A 13978-nucleotide genomic window follows, 5' to 3' on the forward strand; every position below is an offset into this window, starting at 1 on the left:
GGAATCGGTGTCCAGTTTGCGCTGGACCGGGTGTCCAGTTTGGCGTGGAATACGTGTCCAGTTTGCGCTGGACCAGGTGTCCAGTTTGCCGTGGAATGGGTGTCCAGTTTGGCGCGGAAAACGCAGACTACTCGCTCCGTCTGGCAAGCGCGTGCAGACCCGCGGAGGCGAACTGCATCGATTGGCATCTACTCACATAAGAAAGATGGCTGGGGCATCATCCATGACCAGCCTATTCTGCTCAAAGAGCGCCAGGCAGGCGCGGCGATTGAAGGTGCTGTCCGCCAGAGCGCGACCCAAGACGTGGCGCAACTCGCGGTTGATACTCACGGCTATACCGACTTTGCAATCGCTGCTGCAAAACTGCTGAGATTCGATCTTTGCCCGGTCCTGGAGCACATGCGTGATCGCCATCTGCATGTCCCCATCGGGCATATGGTGCCTGAGGAAGTGACTTTCGCCACTGTGGGCGATATTGATATGGAAAAAATCGAGTCGGTCTATGACGAATTACTGCGCGTCGCCGCGTCAATACATACCGGACGTTGCACGGCGGTGCAAGCATTGCAGCGTTTTGGCGCCGCGGCGCGCGGACAGGATGTCTACGACGGTGGCGTACAGCTAGGTCGGTTGCTTCGCTCACTGTTTCTGATCGACTATTTTACCAATCCGGTTTTCCGACGGGAGTTGCGCCATGCCCTTAACCGTGGCGAGGCTGTTCATGTACTTTACCGCGCGGTGCACACCGGTAAAGTACCAACCGAGCTGGCCAAACGTCAGGAATCCATGGCTGCTGTATCGTCCAGCTTGTCATTGCTGACCAACGCATTAATGGCGTGGAACACAATGCACATGCAGGCGGCCGTGGAAAGAATCGAATCGGTTACCGGGGAAAAGTTGCTGCCAGATGATCTGCGCCGAATTGCGCCGACAAATACCGAAGGCATCAACTTGCGCGGTACATTTGATTTTCCGCTGGCCGAGTACGTAGCACGCATTTTGCCCAGTATCGTTGCAGCCGTCACATCAGTCAGGAAAGCGGCCAACGGGTGATTTGTCACTAAGCTAATCATCCGATCAGCGTTCACATATTAGAGGGTAATCCCCCCAGCAAATGATCGCGTTTAAAAGTAGAATTTTCTAAACTCAGATTTTTGAAAGTTCTGCATGAAGACGTCCCGTTTTACCGATACGTGTCGAGACCTCGGTGGAAATCATCGCTAAATAAATGTGGCATTGTGGGGGATCGCATTTTGGCGGGACATTTTCGCCTTCGCCCTTATCGAAAATGTGAGTCTAAAGTACTTATTCCATGATTGTTCTCACCTCATCAGGTGCAGACGATTCTTTACTGAGAACGGTCTGTACCACATAGCGTGGACGGGCACGCACTTGCTGGAAGACACGACCAACGTACTCGCCCAATAAGCCGATTCCAAACAGAATTACGCCCATGAAGAAGAAGGAAATGGCAAATAGCGTGAACAAGCCCTCAGCTTCAGCTCCCCAGAACAGACGCCGCAATACTAGTATCAATACCAAGAGTCCAGAGGCCAATGACATCAGCATGCCCAGCATGGAATAGAGCTGGAGAGGAACGAGCGAAAAACCTGTGACAAGATCAAAATTGAGGCGAATGAGGCTATACAACGAGTATTTCGACTCACCTGCCGCTCGCTCTTCATGTTGGACCATAATCTCCGTCGGATTGCGTGCGAAGCGATAAGCCAGCGCTGGCACGAAAGTGTTGACTTCCCCGCACTGATTGATCAGGTCTACTATATTGCGCCCATAAGCACGCAACATATTGCCTTGGTCAGTGATTTTTATGTTGGTTATCTTTTCGCGAAGGTGGTTCATCAGCTTGGATGCGTAGGTCCGCCAGACCGAATCTTGGCGCTTGCGGCGGATCGAGCCGACGTAGTCATAACCTTCGCGCATCTTAGACAGCAGGTTGCCGATTTCCTCGGGTGGATTCTGTAGGTCGGCGTCGAGTGTTATCATCATCTCGCCGCGCGATGCCTCGAAACCGGCCAAGATCGCCATGTGCTGGCCGTAGTTGCCGTTGAAGAGCACCACACGGGTGACGTCTGGGCGTTGACGGAACTGCTCAGCCAGAATAGACACTGAACGATCGTGGCTACCATCGTTGACGAAGACTATTTCGTATGCAGTATGTAAATTATCAAGCGCTGGATACAACCGTTCAAACAATGCAGCGAGGCCATCCTCTTCGTTATAGACCGGAATGACAATTGAAATCTCCGGATATGACAGATCGCGATTCATCATCAGTCCATCAGTGCTCGCGCTTGCGCGACTTGACCGCGGTAGGCGTCGAATATCTTCTTCAGCGAGTCGGCCATCGTGGTGGTTGGCTTCCAATCAAGCTCTTCGCAAGTATTGGTAATCTTCGGTACCCGATTCTGTACGTCCTGGTAGCCAGTGCCGTAGTAGGCGCTGGAAGTGGTCTCGACGATCTTTACATGCTTGGCGGCGTCGGCGTATTCAGCATATTTATCGGCCAGTTCCAGCATCATGCCGGCAAGCTCGCGGATCGAGTAGTTGTTAGCTGGATTGCCGATATTATAGATTTTGCCAGTGGCGGCGCCGTCCTTGTTGGCTATAATTTTCATCAGTGCGTCGATGCCGTCGTCAATGTCGGTGAACGCGCGTTTCTGCCCGCCGCCGTCGACCAGTGAGATGTTCTCGCCACGTACGATGTGGCCGAAGAACTGCGTCACCACGCGCGACGAACCTTCTTTCGGGGTGTGGATCGAATCCAGTCCGGCGCCGATCCAGTTGAACGGACGGAATAGCGTGAAGTTCAGGCCTTCCATGCCGTAGCCCCAGATCACGCGGTCCATCAGCTGCTTGGCGTTGGAGTAGATCCAGCGCGGCTTGTTGATCGGCCCACAGATCAGTTCGGAGTTCTCCGGATCGAACTCTTCGTCGTGGCACATGCCGTACACTTCCGAGGTCGATGGGAATATCAGATGCTTACCGTACTTGGCGGCCGAACGCACGATCGGCAGGTTGGCCTCGAAGTCCAGTTCGAACACGCGCAGCGGCGCTTTGACGTAGGTCGATGGGGTCGCGATGGCGACCAGCGGCAGGATCACGTCGCATTTTTTGACGTGGTACTCTACCCACTCCTTGTTGATGGTAATGTCCCCTTCGAAGAAGTGCATACGCGACTTATAAGACTTGTTGTCCAGCAGGTCGGTGATACGGTCGCTGTTCATGTCCATGCCGTACACATGCCAATCGGTGGTTTGCAGGATGCGTTTGGATAGGTGGTGACCGATAAAACCATTTACACCAAGAATGAGGATTTTTTTCATTACTGTTCCAAAATTTGATGATTAAAAATTGGGTTGCTCGTGCCCGAGATCACGACAATGCGGTCGTTACTGGCTCTGACAATCATGGGTAGGCCTTGCATCGAGAGCTCGTCGTAAAGATCAAACCGTACAATCGCAAACTGTGGTTGACCAAGTGCGGCGTTTTGGCGCCATCGTTTATAGAAAATTTTGAGATCTGGAATGCCGCGCTCTGGCTCTTGCTTCAAGCCGAAGGACAATTCATCCGTATAGTTAACAGGTATGACCGTATGTTCCAGATAGAAGGTCATCGATTGTTCATAGGTTCCTACGGAATATACGGGCGTTGTGGAGGTCAGCTCCGGCTTAATCACCTTGGCTACATCTATGCCTGATTGATGACGGCCAAATGGCTCATAGGCAGTTAAGATAAGCTGGGTGAATATCCATGATGCGACTGCGACAAACAGCACCATGACACTGCGTCGCTCTCGCTTGATTGCATACCAGCCTCCAACTGCACCAATAATGCATACCGAAAAAGCTATGACCAGCAACGGTATTGACGAATGAAGCAGGTTTGTGTCGCGTGGCGAGAGGTCAAGTTTTCCGGTCATTGTGAGGCCGGTCATTCCAATCACACCCCAGACCGCAAGGAAAATCGTCGGCAAGCGAAAAATCTTCAGGGAGGCATTTTCGAGGTGGACTGCGGCCAGCATTGCCAGCGCAGGTAACACCGGCAATATATACCCAGGTAGTTTAGATTTTGAGTAGCTAAAGAAAAACAAAATGAAGATAGTCCAGACCAAAAGCAGGATCGTCGGCTGGAACTGACCGGGGGATTTCTCTCGTGCGCGGATTAAACTGGACGGCAGTAGCGGAAGCCATGGCATGGTAGCCGGGACCATCAACACTAGAAAGTAGTACCATGCCCCTTCCCGATGATGATCCTTTAGGAAAAATCGGTTCCAGTGTTCATTCACGAAGAAAAAATATGGCTGCTCTGGATTCTTGATCGCCACGAGGATAAACCATGGCAGTGTCACCACCAGAAACAATACCCCGCCAGAAACCAGATGCAATCTGCGCAAGATCCCACGATCGCTTGATCCCAAGACATAGAGCACCAAGACAGCGCCCGGCAACACCATACCGATGAGCCCTTTCGCCAGAACGGATAAAGCAACTCCTGCCCAACATACGAGCATCCAGTTGCGACCCTCTCGGATAGTTGCGCTATCGAGCTGTGCAAGTAGCAGTGCACACAAGGAGATAGACATCGTTGCAGCGACACCAATATCAAGGGTGTTAAACTGCGAGGCCCCAGTCCAGAAAATCATTGATGCCAATATCGCGGACGCATAGTAACCGACCTGCCCACCAAACACCTTGCGGCCTGTATAGCCAACTAGCAAAACGCTGATGATTCCGCTGAGTCCATTCCACAAACGGGCTTGCCATTCACCGACACCAAATATCGTGTAGGCTGTCGCGCTCATCCATATATGCAGCGGCGGCTTTTCGAAGTATTTGATCCCGTTCAGGCGCGTAGTAACCCAATCGCCCGTCACGAACATCTCCCTGGCCATTTCCGCATAACGTCCTTCGTCTGGCGGTATCAAACTGCGGATATCGAGCATCCACAAAGAACAAAGCGTATAGATGACGATAAGCGAGTAACGCTCAGTTTTCGACTTTAAAAAATCAGACATGAAAATCGCATAGTTAAAATGTGTCTAGGTTCAAGCTACTTGGGAGCAAGGCCCGTGATCTCTGGCTTGTGCGAGCCAATGCAATAGGGGTCACTCACTACGACCTTGTCCCCGTTATTGAAATCCCTGCCGGACGGCACGAAGACATGAATTGAGCGATGTAGTTTGTAGCTTGTGAACTGAACTTGTACATAGCGTCCGGTAGCGATCTGTTCCGGGGTAAATGGCACGCGACATTCCGCTAGCTCTACAGGTTCGAAACCTGCCGGATAGACATGTGTAATCGTGCCCGTTTTAATACCCAAGTCATCCGGCTGCCTTGTGCTGCAGCCCATTACAGCAATTAACACGACCAATGAGCAAAGCGTAAAACTGAGTTTCATAAAAGTCTCCTTCGGCCGGAATTTACCCGACCATATTCTTGAACAAGGCACCAATTTCTTTGTATTCATCCAGCGCTTTTTGCAATAAAAACTCATGGCGTATCGCCTGATCCGCAAACGCGGAGCGCTCGGTATCCATTTCGACAGTGTTGCCATCGATAGCTGCCTGAGCGGGAATGCGATACATCAGCGTGGCAATGAATGGAGACTCCTTCGACTGCGAGCCGGATACCTGAACCTTGACGTTCGTCGCCGAATTTGCCGCCAGCGCCTGTTGCAATGATGCGCGAAAGTCGATATCACGAGCCTTGTAGTTCGGCGTATCGGCGTTCGCAATATTTGAAGCAAGAACCGAAAGCCGCTGCTCCGAAATCCTCAAGGCTTTCTCCCAGAAATCATCCTTGGTCAACCCCGCAATAGCTACCGCGCTGCCTTTTGTATTGTCCATTTCACTCTCCCGCATAGCGTTGGAAGTAATCGAAAGCTCAGTCCCTCAATAAGTCTCTAATGCACGGCTTATATGGCTTGTTTAGCCGTCGCTTGCGGCGCAGCCACCACGGATAGATCCACCACAACCCCAAGATCAATGCAGTAACCAACGCGGCGACCGCGCCGCCAACTGGATGCCCAAGTACTTCGGAAGTTACTAGATAGGCACATAGGGCCGACGCCAGTGAAAGGAACACAGCACCGGCAAGCATCTGTTTACTCGCTACGTCCTTGAATCCGATCCGGTCCTCCAGCGGACGTAGTATCCTGTGCTGTACTGCCGGCGCGGTAAACAGAATCAGACTAGAGAGCGAACAAAAAAATATCGCCATGAAGATCCATTTTTCTACTTCGACGATTTTCTGAAAACCGGAGTTGAATGGCAATGTGATCAGAAATCCATTTAGCAACTGGGCACCAGGCAGCAGGATGCGCAGCTCATTGAGCATCTCGGTCATGTCCGTTTCGTCGTGTCCTGTGTTGTCGGGCATCATTTCGAGCCCCCTGATGTCAAGGATCGCGTCCCGTAGCCATGTTCGCCGGCGTCCTCACAAGGTTCGATCTCAAGCTGTATGGTGCAGTGATGGATATCGAATTGTTCGGCAATAGTTTCGCGTATCTTCTTAAGTAGAACTTGCTGGCCTGGTAAAGCTAACTCGGTGACCACGTGGGCTGTGAGACTTGCTTTACCGCTGCTGATTGCCCAGACATGCAGCTCATGGACGCTCACCACGCAAGCAATTTCCTTTATGGCCGTTTCGACTTCGAGGATGTTGAGTCCTTCCGGCACTCCCTCAAGCAAAACATTCAGACTTTCCTTGAGCAGAGTCCAAGTACGTGGAAGTACCCACAAGCCAATGAGAACTGCGATGGCTGAGTCCACCCAAGCCCAATCCGTGACGCGAATAATGATGGCGCCGGCGATGACGCCAACTGACCCTAGCATGTCGCTCCAGACCTCCAGATACGCACCCTTAACGTTCAGGCTCTTGTCCTTGTCGCCGGCAAGCAACCGCATGCTGATGAGATTAATAACAAGTCCAAGGGCAGCCACTACGAGCATGGCGCCTGACTGGATTTGCGGAGGATTATTGATGCGCTGATAGGCCTCGTACAAAATGTACATGGCCACGAGGAACAGCAAAACTGCGTTGAACGCAGCGGCCAGGATTTCAAATCGATAATAGCCAAAAGTGCGCAGTCTATCGGCGGCGCGGCGACCGATACGAATTGCCACCAGCGACACCGCCAAAGCAGCCGAATCGGTGAACATATGTGCGGCATCGGAAATCAACGCCAGGCTGTTGGTGATGATGCCACCGACAACCTCTGCGATCAGAAATGTCGTCGTTAGTACTAGAGCAATCCACAGTGGGCTTTCCGGCTTTCCGGCAGGGGGCGAGTTTGCGTGATTGGAACTCATCTCTTTTCCTCATTTTTTGTGTTTTTTGTGGTGACGCTGGCGGCGAACGTTGGGCGGTTGTTTGACCAGCTCCAGATGCGGCTTGCTCGCTTTCTTATTGCGTTGCCTGTAGCGGTAGTTCAGCCACCAGATAAAGCCGCCCAAGGCCAACAGCACCACTAGAGAGCCGTAGATCAGGACTGTTTGCAGCTCGGCATGCACCGCAGATTCGGTTGGGTTCATGGACATTCCTCTTCGATTGCACGATTTGTTGGTATGACAAATCCCTCCAGCTCGCTGAAAGACGAGCCGGGACAAGCGGCCGACAATCTGCCGGCCGTGTTCTACACAGGGTTAGTGAGGTTTAGTGAGCAGGTTGTGCGTCATCCGCGACATCCTCCTTTTCCTCAGCGTCGTTACGGTGCATCAGGCGGTAAAGCAGTGGCAGTACCAAAAGGGTCAACGCCGTTGATGACAGGATGCCGCCGATGACCACGGTTGCCAACGGACGCTGGACTTCCGCACCGGTACCGGTTGCCAGCGCCATCGGCACGAAGCCCAGCGAGGCGACCAGTGCGGTCATCAGTACAGGTCGTAGACGCGTCAGGGCGCCAGTAATGACCGCCTTATCCACGTTCATGCCTTCCTCACGCAAGGAGCGGATATAGGAGATCATCACCAAGCCATTAAGTACCGCTACACCTGAGAGAGCGATGAAGCCTACGGCGGCTGAAATCGACATCGGAATACCGCGCATCGACAGCGCAATAATGCCGCCGGTTAGGGCAAATGGGATACCGGTAAAGACCAGCAAGCCATCCTTAACATTGTTGAACATGACGAACAGCAAGGTGAACACAAGGAACAAGGCCAAAGGAACGACGATTTTCAGGCGGTTCGTTGCTGACTGAAGCTGTTCAAAGGTACCGCCCCACGTCGTCCAGTATCCAGCGGGGATTTTGACGTTTTTGGCGATCGCTTGCTCTGCCTCCGGAACAAAGCTGCCGATATCGCGGCCAGTAACATTGGCGCTGACTACAATACGGCGCTTGCCATTCTCACGGCTGATCTGATTTGGGCCAGGCGCAAAGTCCAACGTGGCCACTTCGCTCAGCGGGATGAACGAGGTCGCGGAGCCAGCTTGAGCCGGCAGCGAGATAGGCAGGCGCCGCAATGCATCGAGGTCGCTACGCAGCGTTTCAGGCAAACGTACCAGAATGTCGAAACGGCGATCACCCTCGAACATGATCCCGGCTTCACGACCACCCGTGGCGATCGCCAGTGCTTCCTGCACGTCGCCGATGTTCAGGCCGTAGCGCGCGGTCTTCTCACGGTCAATCTGAACCGTTAGCATTGGCAGGCCACCAGTTTGTTCCACCTTTACTTCGGTCGCCCCTGAAATACGCTGCAACACCTCAGCAATTTTCTTACCTGTGTCGGCCAAAACGTCCATGTCATCGCCATAGACTTTGACAGCAACGTCACTACGCACACCGGAAATGAGCTCGTTGAAACGCAATTGAATCGGTTGAGAGAATTCGTAGGCATTGCCGACGTATTTTTCGGCTTCTTCCTTAATTTCAGCGATCAACTCGTCGCGCGTTTTCTTTGGCTTAGGCCATTCTGAGTCCGGTTTGAACATGATGTAGCCGTCGGAAATATTTGGCGGCATTGGGTCCGATGCAATTTCCGCGGTACCGGTGCGGGCAAAGATACGGTCGATTTCTGGGAACTTGGCCTTCAGGCCGGCTTCCAGTTTTTTCTGCATATCCAGAGACTGACTCAGGCTCGTGCCGGGAATGCGCAGTGCCTGGATCGAGATATCGCCTTCGTTCAGGTTTGGCACGAATTCGCTGCCCAACCGCGTGGCCAACAAGCCGCACAGTACAATCAGCACCACGCAGCCGGTGATAACCGGGGTTGCGTTGTGCATCACTTTGGCCAGCAGCGGCTCATAGCCATTCTTAGCCATTACCATCAAGCGATTTTCCTTCTCTGCTACGCGCTTGCCGATGAACAGCGCTACAGCAGCAGGGATGAAAGTCATGGACAGGATCATCGCGCCCAGCAGCGCGGTAACCACCGCGAAGGCCATCGGGTGGAACATCTTGCCTTCAACACCGGCGAGGGCAAAGATAGGCAGGTACACCACCATGATGATTAACTGGCCGAATAGAAGCGGGCGACGTGCCTCTTTGGCGGCAGCAAACACCTCATGGAATCGCTCGCGCAAAGTCAACTCGCGTTTAAAATGCTCCTGAGCATGAGACAAGCGGCGCACGCAGTTTTCAACGATCACGACGGCACCATCGATGATGATACCGAAGTCAAGCGCTCCCAAGCTCATCAAGTTGGCACTGACTTTGTAGGTCACCATTCCGGTGAACGTAAATAGCATCGCGAGCGGAATGACCATTGCCGTAATAAGCGCTGCGCGGATGTTACCTAGGAAGAGGAAAAGGATCACGATGACCAAGATCGCGCCTTCAAGCAAGTTCTTCTTGACCGTTGCGATTGCCTTATCGACCAGCACCGTACGGTCGTAGACAGGCACAGCCTTGACACCGGTCGGGAGAGAGCGATTGACGGCCTCCATGCGTTTAGCGACCGATTGGGAGACCACGCGGCTGTTTTCACCAATCAACATGAAGACGGTACCAAGTACCACTTCGCGACCGTTTTCCGTTGCGGCACCAGTGCGCAACTCTCGACCGATGGCCACTTCAGCTACGTCTCGAACGCGGATTGGGACTCCCTGGACATTATTGAGGATCGTGTTGCGGATGTCCTCTAGCGTGCGGACTTGGCCAGGCGCACGGATCAGAAATTGCTCGCCTTTCCGCTCTATGTAACCGGCTCCGACGTTATTGTTGTTGCGATCTATGGCGCCTACGACATCCTTGAGCGTGAGGCCGTACGAGCTCAGTTTAACCGGGTCAGGTGTTATGTGATATTCCTTAGCATAGCCACCGATCGAGTTGATTTCAGTGACACCTTCCACCTGGCGTAGTTGCGGCTTGATGATCCAGTCCTGAATCTCGCGTAGGTCGGTTGGCGTGTACGGAGTACCGTCAGGTTTCTTTGCATTCGGTTCGCTCTCGACGGTCCACAAATAGATTTCGCCCAGTCCGGTCGAAATCGGTCCCATCATTGGCACGACACCTTGAGGTAGGTTTTCCTTAGCTTCCTGGATACGTTGATTGACAAGCTGGCGTGCGAAGTAAATGTCGGTGCCATCTTTAAATATCACCGTCACCTGCGACAGTCCATAGCGAGACAATGAACGAGTCTGGTCGAGATTAGGCAGCCCAGCCATAACAGTTTCAATTGGGAACGTTACGCGCTGTTCGACTTCCAGAGGAGAGTAACCGTTGGCGCTGGTATTGATCTGAACCTGCACGTTGGTAATGTCAGGCACTGCATCAATAGGCAGTTTCTGGTAGTTATAAACGCCAATGGCGGCCATGGCGATCACCGCCAGCATAACAAGCCATCGGTGACCGATGGCAGATTGAATTATCCGTTCAAACATGGTCGGTTCCTTAATTAGTCTTCATGTCCGGCACTGCCTTTGCCTTGCTCGGCTTTTACCACGAAGCTATTGTTCGCAGCGTACTGGCTACCGGCAGGCAGACCTCCAACAATCTCAACAAGCTTGCCGTCGCTATTGCCGACCTTGACGGGTTGAACTTTGAAGCCTTTTTCAACTTTAACGAACACTACGGTTTTACCGTCGATTGTTTGCACTGCTTCGGCCGCAATGGCAACGGGAACTTTCTTCTCGCCGCGGGTCATGGCTGCGTTGACGAACAGACCTGGGCGCCATGCCATATTAGGATTGGCGATCACTACGCGCGCTTTTGCGGTGCGCGTTTGTTCCCCGAGCAAATTTCCGACATAGCTGACTTTGCCGGTGGCGGAAGTGTCGTTGGCAGCCGAAGTGATCTTGACGATTTCACCCACACGGATTAATTCCAGATCCTTAGGGGTCACAACAATCTCGACCCAAACGCTCGACAGATCTGAGAGCAGCAGCACATTGGCATCTTCCTTAACGGCTTCGCCCTGAGCAATATGCTTTTCCACAATCACGCCATCGAATGGAGCGCGCAGGACATAGCGGTTGAGCGTACCTTCAGCTTCACCGGCACCCAATGCCGCCAATTTAGAGCGAGTAGTCTGTGCTTCGATTTCAGCTTCGCGCAGCGCCGTTTGTGCTTGCAGATAGTCTTGCTCGGCAGAGATCTTATCTTCCCACAGTTTCTTCTCACGCTGATAAGTGGTCTGTGCCAAGCTCAGTCGCTTTTGTGCCGCCAACGACGCGCTACGCAAGTCGGCCAACGCTGGACTGGAAATCACGGCCAGAACCTGGCCCTTCTTAACGCTCTGGCCCAAGTCAGCAGAAACCGATTCCGCGACGCCGGGCGTGCGCGGGACAATGTGCGCCGTACGGTCTTCATTAAACCGCACTTCGCCGGGCAACTGAATAACATTGCCCATGGTGGCAGACTCGGCCTTGGCCACAGTAATGCCGGCAGTTTGGATTTGCTTGGCGTTCATCAAGATAACGCCGTCCTCGCCGCTGTGATCAGAGCCTTCTTTCTTTTCGCCTTCCTCGGCATGCGCCGCTTCAGCGGCTCCATCACCACCGTCTTTTTTCCAGAACAGGATGGTGGCGCCCAACAAGACACCTATAAGAACAATGATCAGTGCCGTCTTTTGAGATTTTTTATCAGTATTGAACATCATTTTGCATTCCTGTCAGTCGAGTAATTGCCAGCGTTGATATCGACGGCGATGTAGCGCTCCAGCTCGGCGAATGAACGATAGCGGGCCGAGAGTGCGCTAAGGTATTGGGCGCGGCTTTGGAATAATGTGCGCTGTGCATCAAGCACGTCGATGAAACCGAACTTGCCAAGTTCAAAGCCAGTGACGGCCGCATCGAAAGCGCTCTGCGCGCCTGGCAGAATATCCTTGCGCATACTCTCGATCTGTTCCTGCGCAACTGAGGCGCGTTGATGGGCGTCAGCCAACGCCTGAGTCGCATTCAAGTATTCGATCTCAGCATCGGTCTTAGCCTTGTCAACTCGGCGCAGTGCAGAAAAAAGATTGCCTTGGTTGCGGTTAAACAGCGGCAGCGGTATGGCCAGACCGACGACCGTTTGGGAAACGGTCGTCTGGAAGTCTTTTTTCTTGCCTAGTGTGAGTGTCACGTCGGGAACACGGTCAGCCTTGGCGAGATTGACTCCTGCCTCTTCACGCGCGATCTGCATGCGCGCCCGTTGCATTTGCGGCGATGCGTCAAGCCGTGATTGCAAATCGCGCAGCGCCGGAATTGCCGCTAGGTTGATCTCGGGGGTTACGAGGGACCGTTCTTCTGCTTGGATGCTGCCCCAGAAGGCGGACAGCCGCCGTCTGGCCAATGCGGCGTCCGCCACCGCTTGGGATAACTCTAAACGGGCACCCGCTTCGGCAACACTCGATCGCGTCTGCTCCAATGGAGAGATTTTCCCGGCAGCGACACGTCGGCCAGCAGCGTTGGTAGCCTTGCCCGCCAGACTGAGAGACTCCCGAGCCAGCGCAACGTGTTCTTGGGCGGTAAGTGCTTCTAAATACGCTGCAGTAACGTCCGCGCGCAGCTCAGAGGCAGTGACATTGACATCTCCGCGCGCCAGAGCCTGATCTTGGTCAGCCAGCTTGATACGCGCTGAGCGCTTGCCTCCGAGCTCAATGGGTTGGCTTAGTTGATAGGTGTCCGTCCGGTTTGTACGCGAAGACATACCTTCGCGCAACAGAGACAGTTCGGGATTTGGCCGCACGCCTGCTTGCACGCGGGCGCCTTCAGCGATCGCAACGCTCTGCGCGGCCGATCGCAATTGAGGACTGGCGGACAGAGTCATCGAAATGGCCTGTTCTAGCGTCAATGGGGCAGAATTTATATCTACTGATCGCGCAGGTTCGCCAATGGTGAAAGGCGCGCTTTGCTGATCAGCAGCTTGAATACTGAAAGGGAAAAGCTGTGCAAATAGAACAGCCGCTCCCAAAACAAAATGTCGGGATTGCATGGATGACTCCGAAAAAGAATGACGAAGAAATCCGGCGGCGTACAGTGACCTTCACCTATCAACAGATGGGAGTCACACTTCTATAAAAATTCTATAAAGACGAACAGATACAACCGCCGGAGTTAAGCGGCGACTGTCCACTGAGGGCGCTCTGGCGGAGCGGTGGAATAGGAGGAGAGGATGATTTCGATGGAAACCGGTGCGGCTTCAGCGAGCTGAGGATGCGAAATGCCATAGAAGCTGTCAATCGACAAAGTCCCATGGGCGCACGATGTACAATGCGAATGCGCCGAAGTCTTCTTTCCATCAGAAGGCTTTTCCTTCAGCACAGAGACAACATCATCCGCAGTGTTCGTGTCTGGATGATGCCCCCAATGATTTGCAGCGCGACCCGACTCATGCGTGCAATAAGCAGCCACAACGGTCCAGCTAAACTGGAGCGCGAGCAGTGCAATCAGCATGAAAATAGTTTTACGGGCCATGGCTGGAGTATATCACGTTGAGTGGAGTTACATTTTGTCGAGTAAAAAAATTTCACATCCAACAGTCGTTTTTTGCAAGTCGGTATTTGCACATAGTTTCTACCTTTAGCCAAGCTTGCAAA

The 13978-nt window shown here is 53.1% G+C and carries 13 protein-coding genes; 1 reads left to right on the forward strand and 12 read right to left on the reverse strand.

What is annotated here, in order from left to right; genetic code table 11:
- Positions 1-1053, forward strand: a 1053-nt coding sequence (locus tag GTP90_RS09605) for a Tn3 family transposase (RefSeq protein WP_217431954.1), incomplete at its 5' end; no start/stop codon positions are given.
- A 252-nt stretch (positions 1054-1305) separates the two neighbouring features.
- On the opposite strand, the gene GTP90_RS09610 is transcribed toward GTP90_RS09605, so the two are convergent.
- The 12 genes from GTP90_RS09610 to GTP90_RS09665 all read right to left on the reverse strand — a co-directional run bounded on the left by GTP90_RS09610 (position 1306) and on the right by GTP90_RS09665 (position 13856).
- Positions 1306-2289: a glycosyltransferase gene (locus tag GTP90_RS09610; RefSeq protein WP_161083399.1), complete on the reverse strand. Its 984-nt coding sequence runs from the start codon at positions 2287-2289 to the stop codon at positions 1306-1308.
- 2 nt (positions 2290-2291) lie between these two features.
- Positions 2292-3344 carry a bifunctional UDP-4-keto-pentose/UDP-xylose synthase gene (locus GTP90_RS09615; protein WP_161083305.1) on the reverse strand — a complete coding sequence of 351 codons (1053 nt, stop codon included), beginning with the start codon at positions 3342-3344 and terminating at the stop codon, positions 2292-2294.
- A complete protein-coding gene (locus GTP90_RS09620; RefSeq protein WP_161083306.1) occupies positions 3344-5035 on the reverse strand; it encodes a glycosyltransferase family 39 protein in 1692 nt (563 codons plus the stop codon). Before GTP90_RS09620 ends, GTP90_RS09615 begins: the two co-directional genes overlap by 1 nt.
- Before the next feature lie 35 nt (positions 5036-5070).
- The gene (locus tag GTP90_RS09625; RefSeq protein WP_161083307.1) at positions 5071-5418 is read right to left on the reverse strand and encodes a hypothetical protein; all 348 of its coding nucleotides are present in this window, start codon (positions 5416-5418) and stop codon (positions 5071-5073) included.
- Between the two features lie 22 nt (positions 5419-5440).
- Positions 5441-5866 (reverse strand): flagellar basal body rod protein FlgB, encoded by a 426-nt coding sequence (flgB, locus tag GTP90_RS09630; protein WP_161083308.1) that lies wholly within the window; start codon positions 5864-5866, stop codon positions 5441-5443.
- Between the two features lie 37 nt (positions 5867-5903).
- Positions 5904-6365, reverse strand: coding sequence for a DUF6328 family protein (locus GTP90_RS09635; protein ID WP_254451799.1), 462 nt, complete (start codon positions 6363-6365; stop codon positions 5904-5906).
- A gap of 32 nt (positions 6366-6397) precedes the next feature.
- Positions 6398-7330, reverse strand: coding sequence for a cation diffusion facilitator family transporter (locus GTP90_RS09640; protein ID WP_161083310.1), 933 nt, complete (start codon positions 7328-7330; stop codon positions 6398-6400).
- 9 nt (positions 7331-7339) lie between these two features.
- The gene (locus tag GTP90_RS09645; RefSeq protein ID WP_161083311.1) at positions 7340-7552 is read right to left on the reverse strand and encodes a hypothetical protein; all 213 of its coding nucleotides are present in this window, start codon (positions 7550-7552) and stop codon (positions 7340-7342) included.
- Positions 7553-7673: 121 nt separating this feature from the next.
- Complete coding sequence (locus tag GTP90_RS09650; protein ID WP_161083312.1) at positions 7674-10841, reverse strand: CusA/CzcA family heavy metal efflux RND transporter; 3168 nt, start codon at positions 10839-10841, stop codon at positions 7674-7676.
- Between the two features lie 14 nt (positions 10842-10855).
- A complete protein-coding gene (locus tag GTP90_RS09655; protein ID WP_161083313.1) occupies positions 10856-12058 on the reverse strand; it encodes an efflux RND transporter periplasmic adaptor subunit in 1203 nt (400 codons plus the stop codon).
- Positions 12055-13374 (reverse strand): TolC family protein, encoded by a 1320-nt coding sequence (locus GTP90_RS09660; protein ID WP_161083314.1) that lies wholly within the window; start codon positions 13372-13374, stop codon positions 12055-12057. The genes GTP90_RS09655 and GTP90_RS09660 overlap by 4 nt, the downstream gene beginning before the upstream one ends.
- A gap of 122 nt (positions 13375-13496) precedes the next feature.
- Positions 13497-13856, reverse strand: coding sequence for a hypothetical protein (locus GTP90_RS09665; protein ID WP_161083315.1), 360 nt, complete (start codon positions 13854-13856; stop codon positions 13497-13499).
- Positions 13857-13978: the final 122 nt, after the last annotated feature.

Origin of the sequence: Duganella vulcania, assembly GCF_009857655.1 — a bacterium.
GTDB classification, from domain to species: Bacteria; Pseudomonadota; Gammaproteobacteria; order Burkholderiales; family Burkholderiaceae_D; genus Rugamonas; species Rugamonas vulcania.

Coding starts and splice junctions, on each gene's coding strand:
- GTP90_RS09640 (WP_161083310.1), bottom strand. CDS start 7,330: ATGAGTTCCAATCACGCAAACTCGCCCCCTGCCGGAAAGCCGGAAAGC.
- GTP90_RS09615 (WP_161083305.1), bottom strand. CDS start 3,344: ATGAAAAAAATCCTCATTCTTGGTGTAAATGGTTTTATCGGTCACCAC.
- GTP90_RS09655 (WP_161083313.1), bottom strand. CDS start 12,058: ATGATGTTCAATACTGATAAAAAATCTCAAAAGACGGCACTGATCATT.
- GTP90_RS09625 (WP_161083307.1), bottom strand. CDS start 5,418: ATGAAACTCAGTTTTACGCTTTGCTCATTGGTCGTGTTAATTGCTGTA.
- GTP90_RS09660 (WP_161083314.1), bottom strand. CDS start 13,374: ATGCAATCCCGACATTTTGTTTTGGGAGCGGCTGTTCTATTTGCACAG.
- GTP90_RS09635 (WP_254451799.1), bottom strand. CDS start 6,365: ATGACCGAGATGCTCAATGAGCTGCGCATCCTGCTGCCTGGTGCCCAG.
- GTP90_RS09610 (WP_161083399.1), bottom strand. CDS start 2,289: ATGAATCGCGATCTGTCATATCCGGAGATTTCAATTGTCATTCCGGTC.
- GTP90_RS09650 (WP_161083312.1), bottom strand. CDS start 10,841: ATGTTTGAACGGATAATTCAATCTGCCATCGGTCACCGATGGCTTGTT.
- GTP90_RS09645 (WP_161083311.1), bottom strand. CDS start 7,552: ATGAACCCAACCGAATCTGCGGTGCATGCCGAGCTGCAAACAGTCCTG.
- flgB (WP_161083308.1), bottom strand. CDS start 5,866: ATGGACAATACAAAAGGCAGCGCGGTAGCTATTGCGGGGTTGACCAAG.
- GTP90_RS09620 (WP_161083306.1), bottom strand. CDS start 5,035: ATGTCTGATTTTTTAAAGTCGAAAACTGAGCGTTACTCGCTTATCGTC.
- GTP90_RS09665 (WP_161083315.1), bottom strand. CDS start 13,856: ATGGCCCGTAAAACTATTTTCATGCTGATTGCACTGCTCGCGCTCCAG.